We start from the raw sequence: 16,001 nt of genomic DNA, 5'->3' as shown, positions 1-16,001 counted from the left end.
TGTCGCATATGGGCCTGAGCGACGAAGTGCAGGAACCAGATCGGCAGATCACAGTCTTTTAAACTCGCGAGAACGGTCGGCCGCCAGGAAAATCAAGGCCTTGCGCCGGTATAACCCTGGCATCCGCAGTGACTTTTCTTTATCGTACGCGCCCTTTGAAAAACGCCTGGAAGATCAAAATGTTGGAAGCATCCCTCAGCCAATTGGAACAGCTCGTCAGCGACCTGGTGCAACAGAACCAGACCCTCACGCAATCCAACCAGACCCTGTCCACGGAACTGGCCCAGGCCAAGGATGAAAACGAAAGCCTGCAACTGAGCCTGATGGAACAGGAAGAGAAGCACGGCGCCACCGCAGCGCGCATCCAGGCTCTGGTTGATCGCGTCAACGCAGGCCCTGTCAGCGCATGAACCACGGCACCGCAGGGGTAAAAGTCATCTCCATTCTCGGGGAGGACTATTCGATCAAGGCACCGGCCGGGGAAGAACAGACCCTGTTGGATGCCGCACTGATGCTCAAGGCCGCCCTGGCCGACACCAAACGCAAATACCCGACGCTGATCGGTGACCGCTTGCTGGTGCTGGCCGCGATGAACCTGTGCTCGCAGCAGATCGAAATGAAGAAGCAGCATCAGGCAGAACTCGACCGTTACCAAGAGCAAGTCAGCGCCACGGTCGACACCATCGCCAAGACCATCAATCAGGGCTGATGGGGTTGCGCACAACCAAAGAATAAATTGTCGATACGGGTTGTATACAATCGGCACGGCTGTTGCATTGTTTCGGCCACTTATTCTTTGGGGGTGCTCCATGCAGTTGTGGCGACGCAGTATTCAATGGCAGCTGATTCTCAGCATGGGCACCGCCCTGCTGGTCAGCATCCTGATCGTGGTTGGCATTTATACCCTGGTGGTCAACCGCCTCGCCCAGAGCTATCTGGTCGAACAAGCGCTGCCGTCGAGCATTGAAGCGACGCGCAACGATATCGAACGCATCCTCGTCCAGCCGCTGACCGCCGCCAAAGACATCGCCAGCAATTCCATGGTGCGCGACTGGTTGGCCTCGGGTGAAGACAGCAGCAAAACAGCGGCTTTCGCGCAGTATCTGGAAGGCATCCGCGCCGAACACAAAGCCTTCACTGCACTGATCATCGGCACCGATTCCAATCACTACATCACCGAAAAAGGCCTGGATCGCACGCTAAGCCGGACCAAACCAGCCGATGCCTGGTTCTATTCCTTCCTCGACAGCAACCAGCCGCGCACCCTGAACATCGACAACGATGGCGCCACTGGAGAATTGGCGCTGTTCATCGACTTGAAGGTCGAGCAGGCCGGCAAAGTGGTCGGTGTCGCCGGGCTGGGCTTGAGCATGAAAGAGCTGTCGGAGCTGATTCACAACTTCAGCTTTGGCGAGCGCGGCAAGGTCTATCTCGTGCGTTCCGACGGTTTGATCCAGGTCCATCCCGAGGCGCAGTTCAGCGGCAAGCGCACCCTCACGGAGCAAATCGGTGCGTCGGCGGCGCAAGCGGTCATGGGTCAAAAAGTCGCCACCAACAGCTCCTTCCAGCGCGATGGCGAAGACTTCCTCGCCTTCAGCCTGCCGCTGCGCGATCTGGGCTGGACGCTGGTGGCCGAAGTGCCGCAATCGTAGATCTACGCCGAGGCCCGCAAGGCGATGTGGATGAGTGGCGGCATCGGTCTGGCGGTGGCGCTGGTGTGCCTGGCGCTGGTGGTGTGGCTGGCCCAAGGGCTGGTGCGACCGATTCGTCAGGTAACAGCCGCGCTGGTAGCGATCGGTAGCGGCGGTGGAGATTTGACCCATCGGTTAGATTCCAGCCGCGCCGATGAGCTGGGCGATCTGGCCCGGGGTTTCAACCGCTTCCTCGACAGCCAGCGCGGGCTGATCGGCGAAGTCCTGACCACCAGCGAGCGTTTGCGCACGGCGGTCGGCCAAGTGGCGAAAGTGGTGGAAAACACCGCCGAACGCTCCGGGCGCCAGCAGGAAATGACCGACATGGTCGCCACGGCGGTGCACGAGATGGGCCTGACCGTGCAGGAAATTGCGCAGAACGCGGGCAACGCCGCGCTGGCTTCACAGACTGCTCGCGATGAAGCAATGCAGGCGCGGGAGGTGGTCGGCGGCTCGATCCGTCATATCGAAAGCATGTCCGACGAGATTGGTGTGGCGGCAGGTGCGGTGGGTGAGCTGGCGCATCAGGTGGCGTCGATCGACTCGGTGCTGGCGGTGATTCGCGGGGTGTCCGAGCAGACCAACTTGCTGGCGCTCAACGCGGCGATTGAAGCGGCGCGCGCCGGAGATATGGGGCGCGGGTTTGCGGTAGTGGCGGATGAAGTGCGCACCTTGGCGCGCAGAACCCAGGCCTCCACCGACGAGATTCAGCAAATGATCGGCAGCCTCAAGCAAGGCGCCGAGAATGCCGTGTCATCGATGCGCACCGGGCAGGCGGCGACCGGCACCGGGGTTGAATCGAGCCAGCGCACGGGCGCCTCGTTGACCGCGATTACCGGGCAGGTCGAGCGCATCAGCGACATGAACCATCAGGTTGCGACCGCGACGGAAGAACAGTCGGCGGTGACTGAAGAGATCAACCGCAACGTGCAGGGAATTTCCGATCTGGCCCGGGCCACGGCCGGAGAGGTGAGGGCGTGTCGCGAGGATTGTCAGATGTTGCAGCGGTTGGCGGATGATCTGGCAAGGCAGATGGGTGGGTTCAAGTTGAGCTGATTGATGCGTAGCCTGGGCTGATGCCTTCGCGAGCAGGCTCGCTCCCACATTGGCTCCGGTGTGTTCACATAAGCCGTGATCACCTCAATACCTGTGGGAGCGAGCCTGCTCGCGAATGGTTTCAGCCGCTAAAAAGCTCCTGGATCAAAACCACGCATCCTGCATCGCCAGACACGTATCATCCCGTGCCTCCAGCAACGCCAGCTCATGGTGACAGCCCGGCACTTCCCACGTCAGGAAGTACCGCGCCGCCTGCAGCTTGCCCTTATAGAAGTCAGCATCCGCCGCATTGCCTTTGGCCAAGCCTTCCTCAGCCCGAATCGCCTGTTCCAGCCAGCGCCAGCCAATCACCGTGTGCCCGAACACCTTCAGGTACAGCGCCGAATTCGCCAGGCTGCTGTTGACCTTGCCCTGCGCCAGATCGGTCAGCAGGCCGATGGTGACTGTTTGCAGGCGAGCCACCAATTGCTCCAGTGGCTCACGCAGTGCGGTCAACGATTCGTACGCTGTCGCGCGCTCGGCGGTGTTGGCGATCAGACGGATCAGTTGCTTCAATCCGGCGCCGCCGTTCTGCGCCAGTTTGCGCCCGAGCAAGTCCAGCGACTGAATACCGTGGGTGCCTTCATGGATCGGGTTCAGGCGGTTGTCGCGGTAGTACTGTTCCACCGGGTATTCGCGGGTGTAACCGTGACCGCCGAGAATCTGGATCGCCAGTTCGTTGGCCTTCAGGCAGAACTCGGACGGCCAGGATTTGACGATCGGCGTCAGCAAGTCCAGCAGCTCGTGGGCCTGTTTGCGCTCGGCTTCGGTTTCCAGCGTGGTGGTGTCATCGAACAGCCGCGCCGCGTACAGGCCGAGGTCAAACGCCCCTTCGACGTAGGACTTTTGCGTCAACAGCATGCGTCTTACGTCTGCGTGCTGAATGATCGCTACCGGCGCGGTGCTCGGATCCTTGCTGTCCGGCACTCGGCCTTGCGGGCGTTCGCGGGCGTATTCCAGCGAGTACAGGTAACCGGCGTAGCCGAGCATCACCGCGCCCATGCCGACGCCAATCCGCGCCTCGTTCATCATCTGGAACATGTAGCTCAAACCATGGTGCGGCTTGCCCACCAGATAGCCGACGCACTCGCCGTTATCGCCGAAGTTCAGCGCGGTGGAAGTGGTGCCGCGCCAGCCCATCTTGTGGAACAGCCCGGCCAGCAGCACATCGTTGCGCTGGCCGAGGCTGCCGTCAGCGTTGACCAGAAACTTCGGCACGATGAACAGCGAAATGCCCTTCACCCCCGGCGGCGCGTCCGGCAGCTTGGCCAGGACCATGTGCACGATGTTTTCCGACAGCGGATGATCGCCGCCGGAAATGAAGATCTTGTTGCCCTTCAGGCGATAGGTGCCGTCAGACGCCGGCTCGGCGCGGGTACGAATATCCGACAGCGAGGAACCGGCGTGCGGTTCGGTCAGGGCCATGGTGCCGAAGAAACGGCCGTCGATCATTGGTTGCAGGAATCGCTGTTTCTGCTCGTCGGTGCCAAAGCTTTCGATCAGATTGGCCGCGCCCATGGTCAGGAACGGGTAGGAAGTAGTCGCCGCGTTCGCCGCTTGAAAGTGCGCAAAGCAGGCTTGCGACAACAGTGTCGGCAGTTGCATGCCGCCGGCTTCGAAGCTTCGCGCGGCATTGAGGAAGCCGGCCTCGAGGAACGCGTCCACCGCCGGTTTCACTTCGGGAATCAGCATCGCCTGACCGCTCTCGTAGCGCGGCTCGTTCTCGTCGCCCTTGCGGTTGTGCGGTGCGAAGTATTTCTCGGCGATGCTGCGCGCGGTGCCGATGGCCGCGTCGAAGGTCTCGCGGTTGTGTTCGACGAAGCGCTCACGCCGGGTCAGGCCCTCGGCATCGAGGACTTCGTACAGCTCGAAAGCCAGATTGCGGGAACTGAGCAGCGTCTCGGACATGGCGGCCTACCTGAAAATTGGGGTTGGGCCGAGTCTAGGCGTGCTGATAAAGACTGAATACGATGATTGATAACGGTGATGTCAGGGCCGAGCACCGACTTAACAAACACCCCAAAACAACTGTGGGAGCGGGCTTGCTCGCGAATGCGGTGGATCAGTCACTGCAGATGTCGACTGACACAACGCCTTCGCGAGCAAGCCCGCTCCCACATTGGGATTTGATTGTCAGGCAACCATCGCGGTTGCCTGACTTCTCGGGTTTAACCGATAGTCATCAAGCTCGCATTACCCCCCGCCGCCGCGGTGTTGACGCTCAATGCACGCTCGATCACCAGACGCTCCAGCGCAATGTTGGTCTCGCCCTGGGACAGGCCCTGAACGCCAACGATCGCACCGGCACGCTTGGCAATCTGCTGGCAGACGCCACGCAACTGGTCGGAATGGCCGTGATGCAGAACCGCATCAAACACCACTTCATCCTTGTGCCAGTCGGCAACCCGTTTGATCCGCGCCTGAACTTCCTTCGGCAGGCGTGCGAACAAGGCCTCGCTGATGTCGGACTCCGGCCATACCGCCGAACCGCCGACAGCCAATACCGCCGCCAGTTGAGTCAGCAGATCGCCTTCGACGTCGGCCAGGCACAGCACGTGTTCACGCGGCAGGATCGCGTAGCTGTTCTTCTCGCCGGTCGGGCCGGCCAGCACGCGGGTGATGCCGCTTTGCGATTGCGCGGCGTACTGCACGCACAGTGTGCTCAGTTCGGCGTACTGGTTGCTCTCGGCCCAGGCCTTGAAGGCGTTCAGCGGTTTACTCATGGCATCACGCAGACGCACGTCCGGGGCGACGGCTGCATCACCGCGAGCGAAGGATTGTTCGATCGCGTCAGTAGGACGGGTGGACAGCAGGCGGTACAGGTACAGCGGACCACCGGCTTTCGGGCCAGTACCCGACAGGCCTTCGCCGCCGAATGGCTGCACGCCGACCACGGCACCGACGATGTTGCGGTTGACGTAGACGTTACCGGCGTTGACGTTGTCGATCACCTTGGCGATGGTCTCGTCGATGCGGGTGTGTACGCCGAGGGTCAGGCCATAACCGGAGGCATTGATCTGGCCGATCAACTGGTCGATGTCTTTGCGCTTGTAGCGCACCACGTGCAGCACCGGGCCGAAGATCTCGCGTTGCAGTTCATCGAAGCTTTCCAATTCGATCAGGGTCGGCATGACGAAGGTGCCGCGTTTGACTTCTTCGCTGTCGGCGATAGCCACCTGGTACACGCTGCGACCTTTATCGCGCATGGCCTGGATGTGCTTGTCGATACCGGCCTTGGCTTCAGCGTCGATCACCGGGCCAATGTCCACGGACAGGCGCTCAGGGTTGCCGAGGCGGCTTTCAGCCATCGCGCCTTTGAGCATTTCGATGACACGGTCGGCGGAATCTTCCTGCAGGCACAGTACGCGCAGGGCCGAGCAACGCTGACCGGCGCTGTCGAAGGCCGAGGACACCACGTCGATTACCACTTGTTCGGTGAGTGCCGAGGAGTCAACGATCATCGCGTTCTGCCCGCCGGTTTCGGCGATCAGCGGAATCGGACGGCCCTGGCTGTCGAGACGGCCAGCGATGTTGCGTTGCAGCAGACGCGCGACTTCGGTGGAGCCGGTGAACATCACACCTTTGACGCGCTCATCACCGACCAGACCGGCACCGACGGTTTCACCGCGACCCGGCAGCAGTTGCAGCACGCCTTCGGGAATCCCGGCTTCCAGCAGCAAACGTACGGCTTGCGCGGCAACCAGCGGCGTCTGTTCCGCAGGTTTGGCCAGTACCGGGTTACCGGCGGCCAGTGCGGCAGCGACCTGACCACTGAAGATGGCCAGCGGGAAGTTCCACGGGCTGATGCACACCACCGGGCCCAGTGGGCGGTGGGCGTCGTTGCTGAAATCGTTGCGCGCCTGCACCGCGTAGTAACGCAGGAAGTCGACCGCTTCACGCACCTCAGCAATGGCGTTGGCGAAGGTCTTGCCGGCTTCACGGGCCAGCAGGCCCATCAGTGGCTGGATCTCGCCTTCCATCAGGTCGGCGGCACGCTCCAGAATCGCCGCGCGCTCGGCCGGCGGGGTGGCCTGCCAGATCGGTGCAGCATTCAGCGCGCACTGGATCGCGTTGTCGACGTCTTCGACGGTGGCTTCCTGCACGTGACCGACCACATCGCGGTGATCCGCCGGGTTCAGCACCGGTGCCGGGGCTTCGTTGCTGGAAGCGCAACCGAGCATCGGCACGGCTTTCCAGTTGTTGTGCGCAGTGGCGAGCAGGGCGCAGGACAGCGAGGCCAGACGATGTTCGTTGGCCATGTCGATGCCGGCGGAGTTGGCGCGATCGGCGCCGTAGAGGTCTCGCGGCAGCGGAATGCGTGGGTGCGGCAGGCCGAAACCACCTTCCACGGTCGCCATCTGCTCGATCTGGGCCACCGGATCGGCCACCAGTTCCTGAATCGAAATCGACTGGTCGGCGATGCGGTTGACGAACGAAGTGTTGGCGCCGTTTTCCAGCAGACGACGCACGAGGTATGCCAGCAGGGTTTCGTGGGTACCGACCGGTGCGTACACGCGGCACGGACGGTTCAGCTTGCCTTCGGAAACTTTGCCGACAACCTGCTCGTAGAGCGGTTCGCCCATGCCGTGCAGGCACTGGAATTCGTACTGGCCCGGGTAATAGTTCTGACCGGCAATGTGGTAAATCGCCGACAGGGTGTGGGCGTTGTGCGTGGCGAACTGCGGGTAGATGACTTCCGGCACCGACAACAGTTTGCGCGCGCAGGCAATGTAGGACACGTCGGTGTACACCTTGCGGGTGTAGACCGGATAGCCTTCCAGGCCTTCGACCTGGGCGCGCTTGATTTCGCTGTCCCAGTACGCGCCTTTCACCAGGCGGATCATCAGGCGATGACGGCTGCGACGGGCCAGATCGATCACGTAGTCGATCACGTATGGGCAACGCTTCTGGTAAGCCTGAATCACGAAGCCGATGCCGTTCCAGCCGGTCAGTTGCGGTTCGAAGCACAGGCGCTCGAGCAGATCCAGCGACAGTTCGAGGCGGTCGGCTTCTTCGGCGTCGATGTTCAGGCCGATGTCGTATTGCTTGGCCAGCAGGGTCAGCGACAGCAGGCGCGGGTACAGCTCGTCCATCACCCGCTCGTACTGCGCACGGCTGTAACGCGGGTGCAGGGCCGAGAGCTTGATGGAAATGCCCGGGCCTTCATAAATCCCACGGCCGTGGGAGGCTTTGCCGATCGAGTGAATGGCTTGTTCGTACGACGCCAGGTACTTCTGCGCATCGTGTTCGGTGAGGGCCGCTTCACCGAGCATGTCGTAGGAATAACGGAAGCCCTTGGCTTCGAACTTGCTCGCGTTGGCCAGTGCTTCGGCGATGGTTTCGCCGGTGACGAACTGCTCGCCCATCAGACGCATGGCCATGTCGACGCCCTTGCGGATCATCTGCTCGCCGCTCTTGCCGATGATTCGGCTCAGCGACGAGGTCAGGCCGGCTTCGTTGTGCGTGGAAACAAGCTTGCCGGTCAGCAGCAGACCCCAGGTCGCGGCGTTGACGAACAGCGACGGGCTGTTGCCCAGGTGCGGCTGCCAGTTGCCGGTGCTGATCTTGTCGCGGATCAGCGCATCGCGAGTGCCTTTGTCCGGGATACGCAGCAGCGCTTCGGCCAGGCACATCAGGGCCACGCCTTCCTGGGACGACAGGGAAAATTCCTGCAGCAGACCCTGAACAATGCCTGCACGACCGCCGGCACTTTTCTGGTTACGCAGTTTTTCCGCGATGGTCGCGGCGAGTTTGTTGGTGGCGTCGGCCATCGGTGCCGGCAGGCGTGCCTGTTCGATCAGCATCGGCACCACTTCCGGCTCAGGGCGACGGTAAGCAGCGGTGATCGATGCGCGCAGTACCGATTGCGGCAGGATGCTTTCAGCGAATTCGAGGAAGCACTGGTGGGCGTGATCGGTATGGACTTCGCCAGCGTCATCGCTGTCTTTGGCGGTCAAACCGTTCAGTTCGGTCAGGGTTGCACCACCCTCGAGTTTTTCCAGGTAATTGAAAATTGCCTGCTTGATCAGCCAGTGCGGTGTGCGATCAATCGAGGTCGCGGCAGCCTTCAGGCGCTCGCGGGTCGGGTCATCGAGTTTGACCCCAAGGGTGGTGGTAGCCATATTTTTATCCTCATGGTTGCCACAGTTGCGTGGCATCAGCTGGCGGCAAGATTAGCCGTGCGCCGGAAGAGGTGCAACCGGGTGCAACCCTTTTTTTGTCGGAAAAATAAACGCTTCGTCAGGAATTATTTTCTGGTACTGAAGTGCCGCTCCTGCTTGGTGCTTTTACTTCTAGCGGAGCGCCGTGACTGCGCTAAAAAGGAGCAAAAACGGCATATTTATTGGTATATCCGACTAGGTGCAACTTAATCGCCAGAAACTGGTTGCACCTTTTTTACTTTGTTGCATAGCATTCGCGCCCAAGGTGCAACCGGGAATACCCGGTGCATCGGCTGGTGGCTTTCCTGGGGAAACATCAGTCCTAAATGCGCGGGATCCCGTTTCGTCTGCCAAACGTCGTCGTTTGTGGACGATCAATCACCGCTGCAACATAAAAACAAAGCCAGGGCGTAACTTAATGAGCGTAAGCAATCCAACACTGATCACGTTCGTGATCTACATCGCAGCAATGGTGCTGATCGGCTTCATGGCCTATCGCTCCACCAATAACCTCTCTGACTACATTCTTGGCGGCCGCAGCCTGGGCAGCGTCGTGACGGCTCTGTCTGCCGGTGCTTCCGACATGAGCGGCTGGTTGTTGATGGGCCTGCCGGGCGCCATCTACATGTCCGGTCTGTCCGAAAGCTGGATCGCCATCGGCCTGATCGTCGGCGCCTACCTGAACTGGCTGTTCGTCGCGGGCCGTCTGCGCGTGCAGACCGAGCACAACGGCGATGCCCTGACTCTGCCGGACTACTTCTCCAGCCGTTTCGAAGACAAAAGCGGCCTGCTGCGTATCATCTCGGCGGTGGTGATTCTGGTGTTCTTCACCATTTACTGCGCTTCCGGCATCGTGGCTGGCGCCCGTCTGTTCGAAAGCACCTTCGGCATGTCCTACGAGACGGCGCTGTGGGCCGGTGCTGCGGCGACGATTGCCTACACCTTCGTCGGCGGTTTCCTCGCGGTGAGCTGGACTGACACCGTACAAGCCACGCTGATGATCTTCGCGCTGCTGCTGACGCCGATCATCGTGCTGCTGGCCACCGGTGGTGTCGATACTACGTTCCTCGCCATCGAAGCTCAGGACCCGAGCAACTTCGACATGCTCAAGGGCACCACCTTCATCGGCATCATCTCGCTGATGGGCTGGGGTCTGGGTTACTTCGGTCAGCCGCACATCCTCGCGCGTTTCATGGCCGCTGACTCGGTGAAGTCGATTGCCAACGCCCGTCGCATCTCCATGACCTGGATGATCCTGTGCCTGGGCGGCACCGTCGCCGTGGGTTTCTTCGGTATCGCCTACTTCTCGGCGCACCCGGAAGTGGCCGGTCCAGTCACCGAGAACCACGAGCGGGTGTTCATCGAGCTGGCAAAAATTCTTTTCAACCCGTGGGTTGCCGGTGTCCTGCTGTCGGCGATTCTCGCCGCTGTGATGAGCACCCTGAGCTGCCAGCTGCTGGTTTGCTCGAGCGCCCTGACCGAAGACTTCTACAAAACCTTCCTGCGCAAATCCGCCTCCCAGGTTGAACTGGTCTGGGTCGGCCGCGCGATGGTGTTGCTGGTGGCGCTGATTGCTATCGCCATGGCCGCCAACCCGGAAAATCGCGTTCTGGGCCTGGTGTCCTACGCCTGGGCCGGTTTCGGTGCCGCGTTCGGTCCGGTGGTGCTGATCTCGGTGATCTGGAAGGACATGACCCGCAACGGCGCACTGGCCGGCATCTTGGTCGGCGCGATCACCGTAGTGGTCTGGAAGCATTTCGAACTGCTGGGTCTGTACGAAATCATCCCGGGCTTCATCTTCGCCAGCCTGGCGATCTACATCGTCAGCAAGCTCGGCGCGCCGACTGCTGGCATGGTGCAGCGCTTCCAGGCAGCGGAAAAAGATTTCCATCTGAACAAGTGATGCACTGAGCTGGGGCTCACCAGAAAACGGCCCGCTTCCTACAGGAGGTGGGCCGTTTTTTTATGCCTGTGATTTCTCGAGTCCTGTGGAGATCCAATGTGGGAGCGAGCCTGCTCGCGAATGCGATTGATCATTGAATGAATGTGTCGACTGACATGCCGCTTTCGCGAGCAGGCTCGCTCCCACAGGAGATCGGTGGTGAGTTTGAGAGGGTTGTCTGTAGTCGCATGCGCCGATTTTCGAAGGCTTTTTCGACAGGAAAAGTAGGGCAAATCTGATTTTCCCGTCACCCACCCAACACCTCTTGCCCCTCATGCAGAATCGCCCGCCCTCAATCTGCAGAGAGACATCGGATGTTCGCGCCTGCCAATCAACCGCGTTTCACGTTGACCCTCGAAGGCGCCCAAGTTGATCTCAAAGTCCTTGAGTTCACGGGCAAGGAAGCCATCAGCCAACCTTTCGTTTCGAGCTGGAACTGGTCAGTGAGCGTCCGGATCTGGACCTCGAAAGCCTGCTGCACCGTCAGGCGTTTCTGAGCTTCGATGCGGAAGGTTCCGGTGTCCATGGTCAGATTTATCAGGTCGGGCAGGGCGATTCCGGGAAACGTCTGACGCGCTACCACCTGAGCCTGGTGTCGCGTCTGACCTACCTCGGTCACCGCATCAACCAGCGGATTTTTCAGCATCAGACGGTTCCACAGATCGTCGCGCAGATCCTCAAGGATCACGCAATCCTGCGCGATGCCTTCGAGTTCCGCCTCGGCAGCGATTACCCGGTGCGGGAATATTGCGTGCAATACGCCGAGAGCGATCTGGCGTTCATCCAGCGCCTGTGTGCCGAGGTCGGCATTCATTACCACTTTCAGCACAGTCCCGAAGGCCATCTGTTGGTGTTCGGCGACGATCAAACGGTGTTTCCGCGCCTGGCCGAGCCGACGCTGTATCTGCCGGGCAGCGGCATGGCGTCGACGGCGCCGGCCATCAAGCGCTTCAATGTCCGAGTGGAAACCCGTACCAGCGTGGTGACCCGGCGCGACTACAACTTCGAAAAGCCGCGACTGCAACTGCAAAGCCGCAGCGACAGTGAGCAGCGCCCGGTGCTGGAGGACTATCACTTTCCCGGCCAATTCAACGATCGAGAAACCGGCAGGCAACTGGCGCAACGTACGCTGGAAAGGCATGTCGCCGACTACCGTCAGGCTGAGGGCATCAGCGACGTATCCGCACTGGTTTGCGGACATTTCCTGCAACTGAGCGAGCATCCGCGCCAGGACTGGAATGACCTTTGGCTGCTCACCGCCATCGAGCATCATGGCCGACAGCCGCAAGTGCTGGAGGAATCGGTGACCAGCGATGGGGAAACATTCCAGGGTTACCGTAATACCTTTCTTGCCACGCCGTGGGAGGTGTTCTTTCGCCCGGCGTTGGGGCCGGAAAAACCGCGCATGCCCGGTTATCAGCCTGCCGTGGTCACCGGGCCGCAAGACACGGAAATCCATTGCGACGAGTACGGCCGGGTCAAGGTGCAACTGGCCTGGGATCGTGACGGCGAGCTCAACGAGCATTCCAGTTGCTGGCTGCGCGTTGCCACGGGCTGGGCGCATGATCATTACGGCAGCGTGCTGATCCCGCGGGTCGGCATGGAAGTGCTGGTCGGTTTCATCGATGCCGATGCCGACAAACCGTTGGTGATGGGTTGCCTGCCAAACGCCGCAACTCCGCTGCCGCTGGACCTGCCCACCGACCAGACCCGCAGCATCTTCCGCAGCCAGAGCAGCCCCGGTGGTGGCGGTTACAACGAGCTGCGCATCGAGGACAAAAAGGGCGCCGAAGAAATCTACCTGCGCGCCCAGCGCAACTGGACGCAGCATGTCCTGCACGACCAGCAGGTGCAGGTCGACAACCAGCGCAGCATTGTCGTCACTGGCCTTGCCAGCCATGAACTCAAGGCTGACGAGCAGCGCATCACCCACGGCCAGCGCCAGACCGAAGTGAAACAGGACGATCACCTCACGGTTATTGGTGATCGGCATATTCGGGTGAGTAGTCAGGCAACCAGTGCGAGCGCACAAATTCACGTCAGTGCCGGGCAACAAGTGGTGATCGACGGTGGCGCGAGCGCGACGATTCAGGCCGGCGGGCAATGGATCAACATCGGTCCCGGCGGGATTTTCAGTAGCGTGCCGATTGTCGTGGGTGGGGCGCCAATGGCGGCGATGAGTGCAGCGCCGGGAGTGCCGGGATTGCCGGCAAAACTTGCAGCAGCACCAGCGGCCATGCTCACTGCTGCGCAAATCATGAGCTTTAAAGGTGATGCACCATTCTGCGAAGAATGCGAGCGCTGCAAGGACGGTGTCTGTGCTGCCTGAGTGCCTCACACCTGCAGAGTGGTTGGCGCGTGAACCGCTGAAACCTGCGGAGCAACTGTTCGCGATTTTCAGTAATGCCAGCGACGCCAGGCCTCCGCTGGTTGCACCGAGCCCGATCTGGGCGGACACGATCTACGCCGAGTGGGACGCGGTGATGCCCTTCGTGGGAATTGTCGCGGCAGGCAGTGAGCTTCTCGATTGGGTGACCTCTACCGAGTCTCGCGACTGGGGTTGGCTGGCGGTGTCTTCCGCGAGCCTTGAAGTGCTGGTCGAGCACTTTCGCAGCCTGACTCAGGTGCTGATGCCGGACGGCACAGCGGTGTTTTTCCGGTTTTGGGATGGGCGGTTTTTGTTGCCGATCCTGCAGTCCGATGAAGTGCAATCTGCGCAGTTGATACCGGTGATCTCGCGCGGCTTGATCAATGGACAGGCCGTGGATATCGGGGGCAGGGCGCAGGTTTCAGGGCGGGTGTTTCCCTGGTGGAAAGTACCGGGATCGGTCTTGGCCGCAACAGCTGATGACATTCGCATCGGCAATGCTGTGCAGTGGCTGAGCGAGGAGCATCCTGCCGTGTTCGAGGCCTTTCCCGAGCCGGTTTTACGTTGCAAGGTCAGGCAGTTTTTTCAGGTTTCAGCGTCGGAAGAAACGTCGCAATCGGCGTTATTGGACCATTTGCAGGACGAAGCAGAATGAAATTTCCGGGCGAAGTCCTCGGATCAGCGATGTTCGCATCCTGGGTTTTGATAAAGCTTTCGATGGGTTGTCGAGGCAACTGAACTGTGGCGAGGGGATTCATCCCTGATGGGCAGCGAAGCGGCCCCAAGACCTGTCATCGCGGAGCAACAGATACAACATGTTGACAGAATAGGGGGCTGCTGCGCAGCCCATCGGGGATGAATCCCCTCGCCACAGGTATTGGGCCGAATCTTAAGGTGTAAGAGGGCCACTCGGCCGCCAACCCCTGACTTGCCGCCCGGTAAAAGGTAAACTTTACGGCCCTCGCAGGAGCAGCCATGAATTATCGTCACGCCTTCCATGCCGGCAATCACGCCGATGTGTTCAAACACCTGACCTTGACCCGCCTCATCGCCCTGATGTCGCGCAAGGAGCAACCGTTTGCCTATCTCGATACGCACGCCGGTATCGGTCTGTATGACTTGCAGGGTGATCAGGCCAACCGTACCGGCGAGTATCTGGAAGGCATTGCGCGTTTGTGGGATCAGCCGGATCTGCCGGCGCTGACCGCCGACTACATGAAGGTGCTGCACGAGATGAACCCGGATGGCCAGTTGCGCTACTACCCGGGTTCGCCGGAGCTGGCGCGGCGTCTGACCCGACCGCAGGACCGGGTGATGCTCAACGAGAAGCATCCGGAAGACGGCGTGCAGCTCAAAGAGAACATGTCCGGCGACCGTCGGGTCAAGGTGCATCTGGGCGAGGGCTGGCATGTGGCGCGGGCGATGCTGCCGGTGCAGGAGAAGCGTGCGGTGATGTTGATCGATCCGCCGTTCGAGCAGCTCGACGAGATGCAAAAGTGTGCGGCGTCGCTGAAAGAAGCGATTGGCCGGATGCGCCAAACCGTGGCGGCGATCTGGTACCCGGTAAAGGACCAGCGTGCGCTGCGACGTTTCTATCAGGATCTGGCTGGTACCGGTGCGCCGAAGTTGCTGCGCGTGGAACTGCTGGTGCATCCGCTGGATACGCCGAACAGCCTCAACGGCTCGGGGATGGCGATTGCCAATCCGCCGTGGGGGCTGGAGGAAGAATTGCGTGAGCTGCTGCCGTGGTTGTCGAAGAAGCTTGGGCAGACCCAGGGTGGGTGGCAGATGGATTGGTTGATCGCCGAAAGCTGATCAACTGTTTTAGCGGTGTCTGAACGGACGCCTTCGCGGGCAAGCCCGCTCCCACATAGTACTGCGCCATTTTGAAGTCGGCGCTAAACCTGTGGGAGCGGGCTTGCCCGCGATGCTTTGGGGTTCAGTTACCCGCCAGGCTCGGTGGCATGCACACGCCGGTGCCGCCAATCCCGCAATAGCCCTCAGGGTTCTTCGCCAGATATTGCTGGTGATACGCCTCGGCGAAGTACACGGTAGGCGCCTGCTCGATCTCGGTGCTGATTTCGCCCAGACCCGCCTTCGACAGTTCAGCCTGATACACCGCTTTGCTCTTCAGCGCAGCGTCCAGTTGCTCTGGCGAGGTGGCGTAGATCACCGAACGGTACTGAGTGCCGATGTCGTTGCCCTGACGCATGCCCTGCGTCGGGTTGTGCAGCTCCCAGAACATCGCCAGCAGCTCTTCGTAGCTGACTTTGTCCTTGTCATACACCACCAGCACTACTTCGGCGTGGCCGGTCAGGCCCGAGCAGACTTCTTCGTAGGTCGGGTTCGGCGTGTAGCCGCCGGCGTAGCCGACCACGGTGCTGACCACGCCTTCGCGCTGCCAGAAGCGGCGCTCCGCCCCCCAGAAGCAACCCAGACCGAAGATCGCAAAGTCGACGTCCTGGAAAAACGGGCCGAGCAGCGGAGTTTCTTCGAAGACGAAATGCTTTTCAGGCAGGGTCATCGCGGTTTCGCGGCCGGGCAGCGCTTGTTCTTTGGTCGGTAGCACGTTTTTGTTCACCAGAATTTCCGAGCGCAGAACCATGATCGTTCCTCTCAGTCAGGATGGGATGTAAAAAGTCAGACCGTCAGTGTGCCGAATGATGCCGGATTTCGCACTATTCAAATGTGGGCGCGAGCAAGCCCGCTCCCACAAGGGGAGTTCATCGACAGGGTATCTTTGG

Annotated in this window: 8 protein-coding genes and 2 pseudogenes; 7 read left to right on the top strand and 3 right to left on the bottom strand. The window is 60.7% G+C overall.

The genetic code is table 11. The annotated features are described in order from the left end of the window. Positions 1-179: 179 nt before the first annotated feature. The 3 genes and pseudogenes from HDC30_RS14720 (at position 180) to HDC30_RS14710 (ending at position 2,747) form a co-directional block, all read left to right on the top strand. Entirely contained in the window at positions 180-410 is a 231-nt protein-coding gene (locus HDC30_RS14720; RefSeq protein ID WP_183783751.1) for a hypothetical protein, read from the top strand. Beyond that, positions 407-709, top strand: coding sequence for a cell division protein ZapA (locus tag HDC30_RS14715; RefSeq protein WP_027611351.1), 303 nt, complete (start codon positions 407-409; stop codon positions 707-709). The genes HDC30_RS14720 and HDC30_RS14715 overlap by 4 nt, the downstream gene beginning before the upstream one ends. 100 nt (positions 710-809) lie before the next feature. Further along, a pseudogene (locus HDC30_RS14710) lies at positions 810-2,747 on the top strand (methyl-accepting chemotaxis protein). A gap of 144 nt (positions 2,748-2,891) precedes the next feature. Here the strand turns inward: HDC30_RS14710 and HDC30_RS14705 are convergent. Together HDC30_RS14705 and putA are read right to left on the bottom strand one after the other, a co-directional pair. Further along, a complete protein-coding gene (locus tag HDC30_RS14705; protein ID WP_183783749.1) occupies positions 2,892-4,694 on the bottom strand; it encodes an acyl-CoA dehydrogenase in 1,803 nt (600 codons plus the stop codon). A 260-nt stretch (positions 4,695-4,954) separates the two neighbouring features. Continuing rightward, positions 4,955-8,908, bottom strand: a complete 3,954-nt coding sequence (putA, locus tag HDC30_RS14700; protein WP_183783747.1) for a trifunctional transcriptional regulator/proline dehydrogenase/L-glutamate gamma-semialdehyde dehydrogenase — start codon at positions 8,906-8,908, stop codon at positions 4,955-4,957. A gap of 457 nt (positions 8,909-9,365) precedes the next feature. Between putA and putP the strand changes: the two genes are divergently transcribed. From putP to HDC30_RS14680, 4 genes and pseudogenes are all read left to right on the top strand, one after another. Then, entirely contained in the window at positions 9,366-10,850 is a 1,485-nt protein-coding gene (gene putP / locus HDC30_RS14695; RefSeq protein ID WP_027611355.1) for a sodium/proline symporter PutP, read from the top strand. A gap of 353 nt (positions 10,851-11,203) precedes the next feature. Continuing rightward, positions 11,204-13,218: pseudogene (locus tag HDC30_RS14690) on the top strand (type VI secretion system tip protein VgrG). After that, positions 13,208-13,912, top strand: coding sequence for a DUF4123 domain-containing protein (locus HDC30_RS14685; protein WP_183783745.1), 705 nt, complete (start codon positions 13,208-13,210; stop codon positions 13,910-13,912). The pseudogene HDC30_RS14690 and the gene HDC30_RS14685 overlap by 11 nt, the downstream one beginning before the upstream one ends. Before the next feature lie 320 nt (positions 13,913-14,232). Then, on the top strand, positions 14,233-15,072 hold the full coding sequence (locus HDC30_RS14680) for a 23S rRNA (adenine(2030)-N(6))-methyltransferase RlmJ (RefSeq protein WP_096794722.1): 840 nt from the start codon (positions 14,233-14,235) through the stop codon (positions 15,070-15,072). Positions 15,073-15,196: 124 nt separating this feature from the next. On the opposite strand, the gene msrA is transcribed toward HDC30_RS14680, so the two are convergent. Next, the gene (gene msrA, locus HDC30_RS14675) at positions 15,197-15,862 is read right to left on the bottom strand and encodes a peptide-methionine (S)-S-oxide reductase MsrA (RefSeq protein ID WP_027611359.1); all 666 of its coding nucleotides are present in this window, start codon (positions 15,860-15,862) and stop codon (positions 15,197-15,199) included. Positions 15,863-16,001 lie beyond the last annotated feature (139 nt).

Origin of the sequence: Pseudomonas sp. JAI115, from assembly GCF_014200835.1 — a bacterium.
Lineage (GTDB): Bacteria > Pseudomonadota > Gammaproteobacteria > Pseudomonadales > Pseudomonadaceae > Aquipseudomonas > Aquipseudomonas putida_A.
This window is presented reverse-complemented; position numbering and strand designations above follow the sequence as displayed.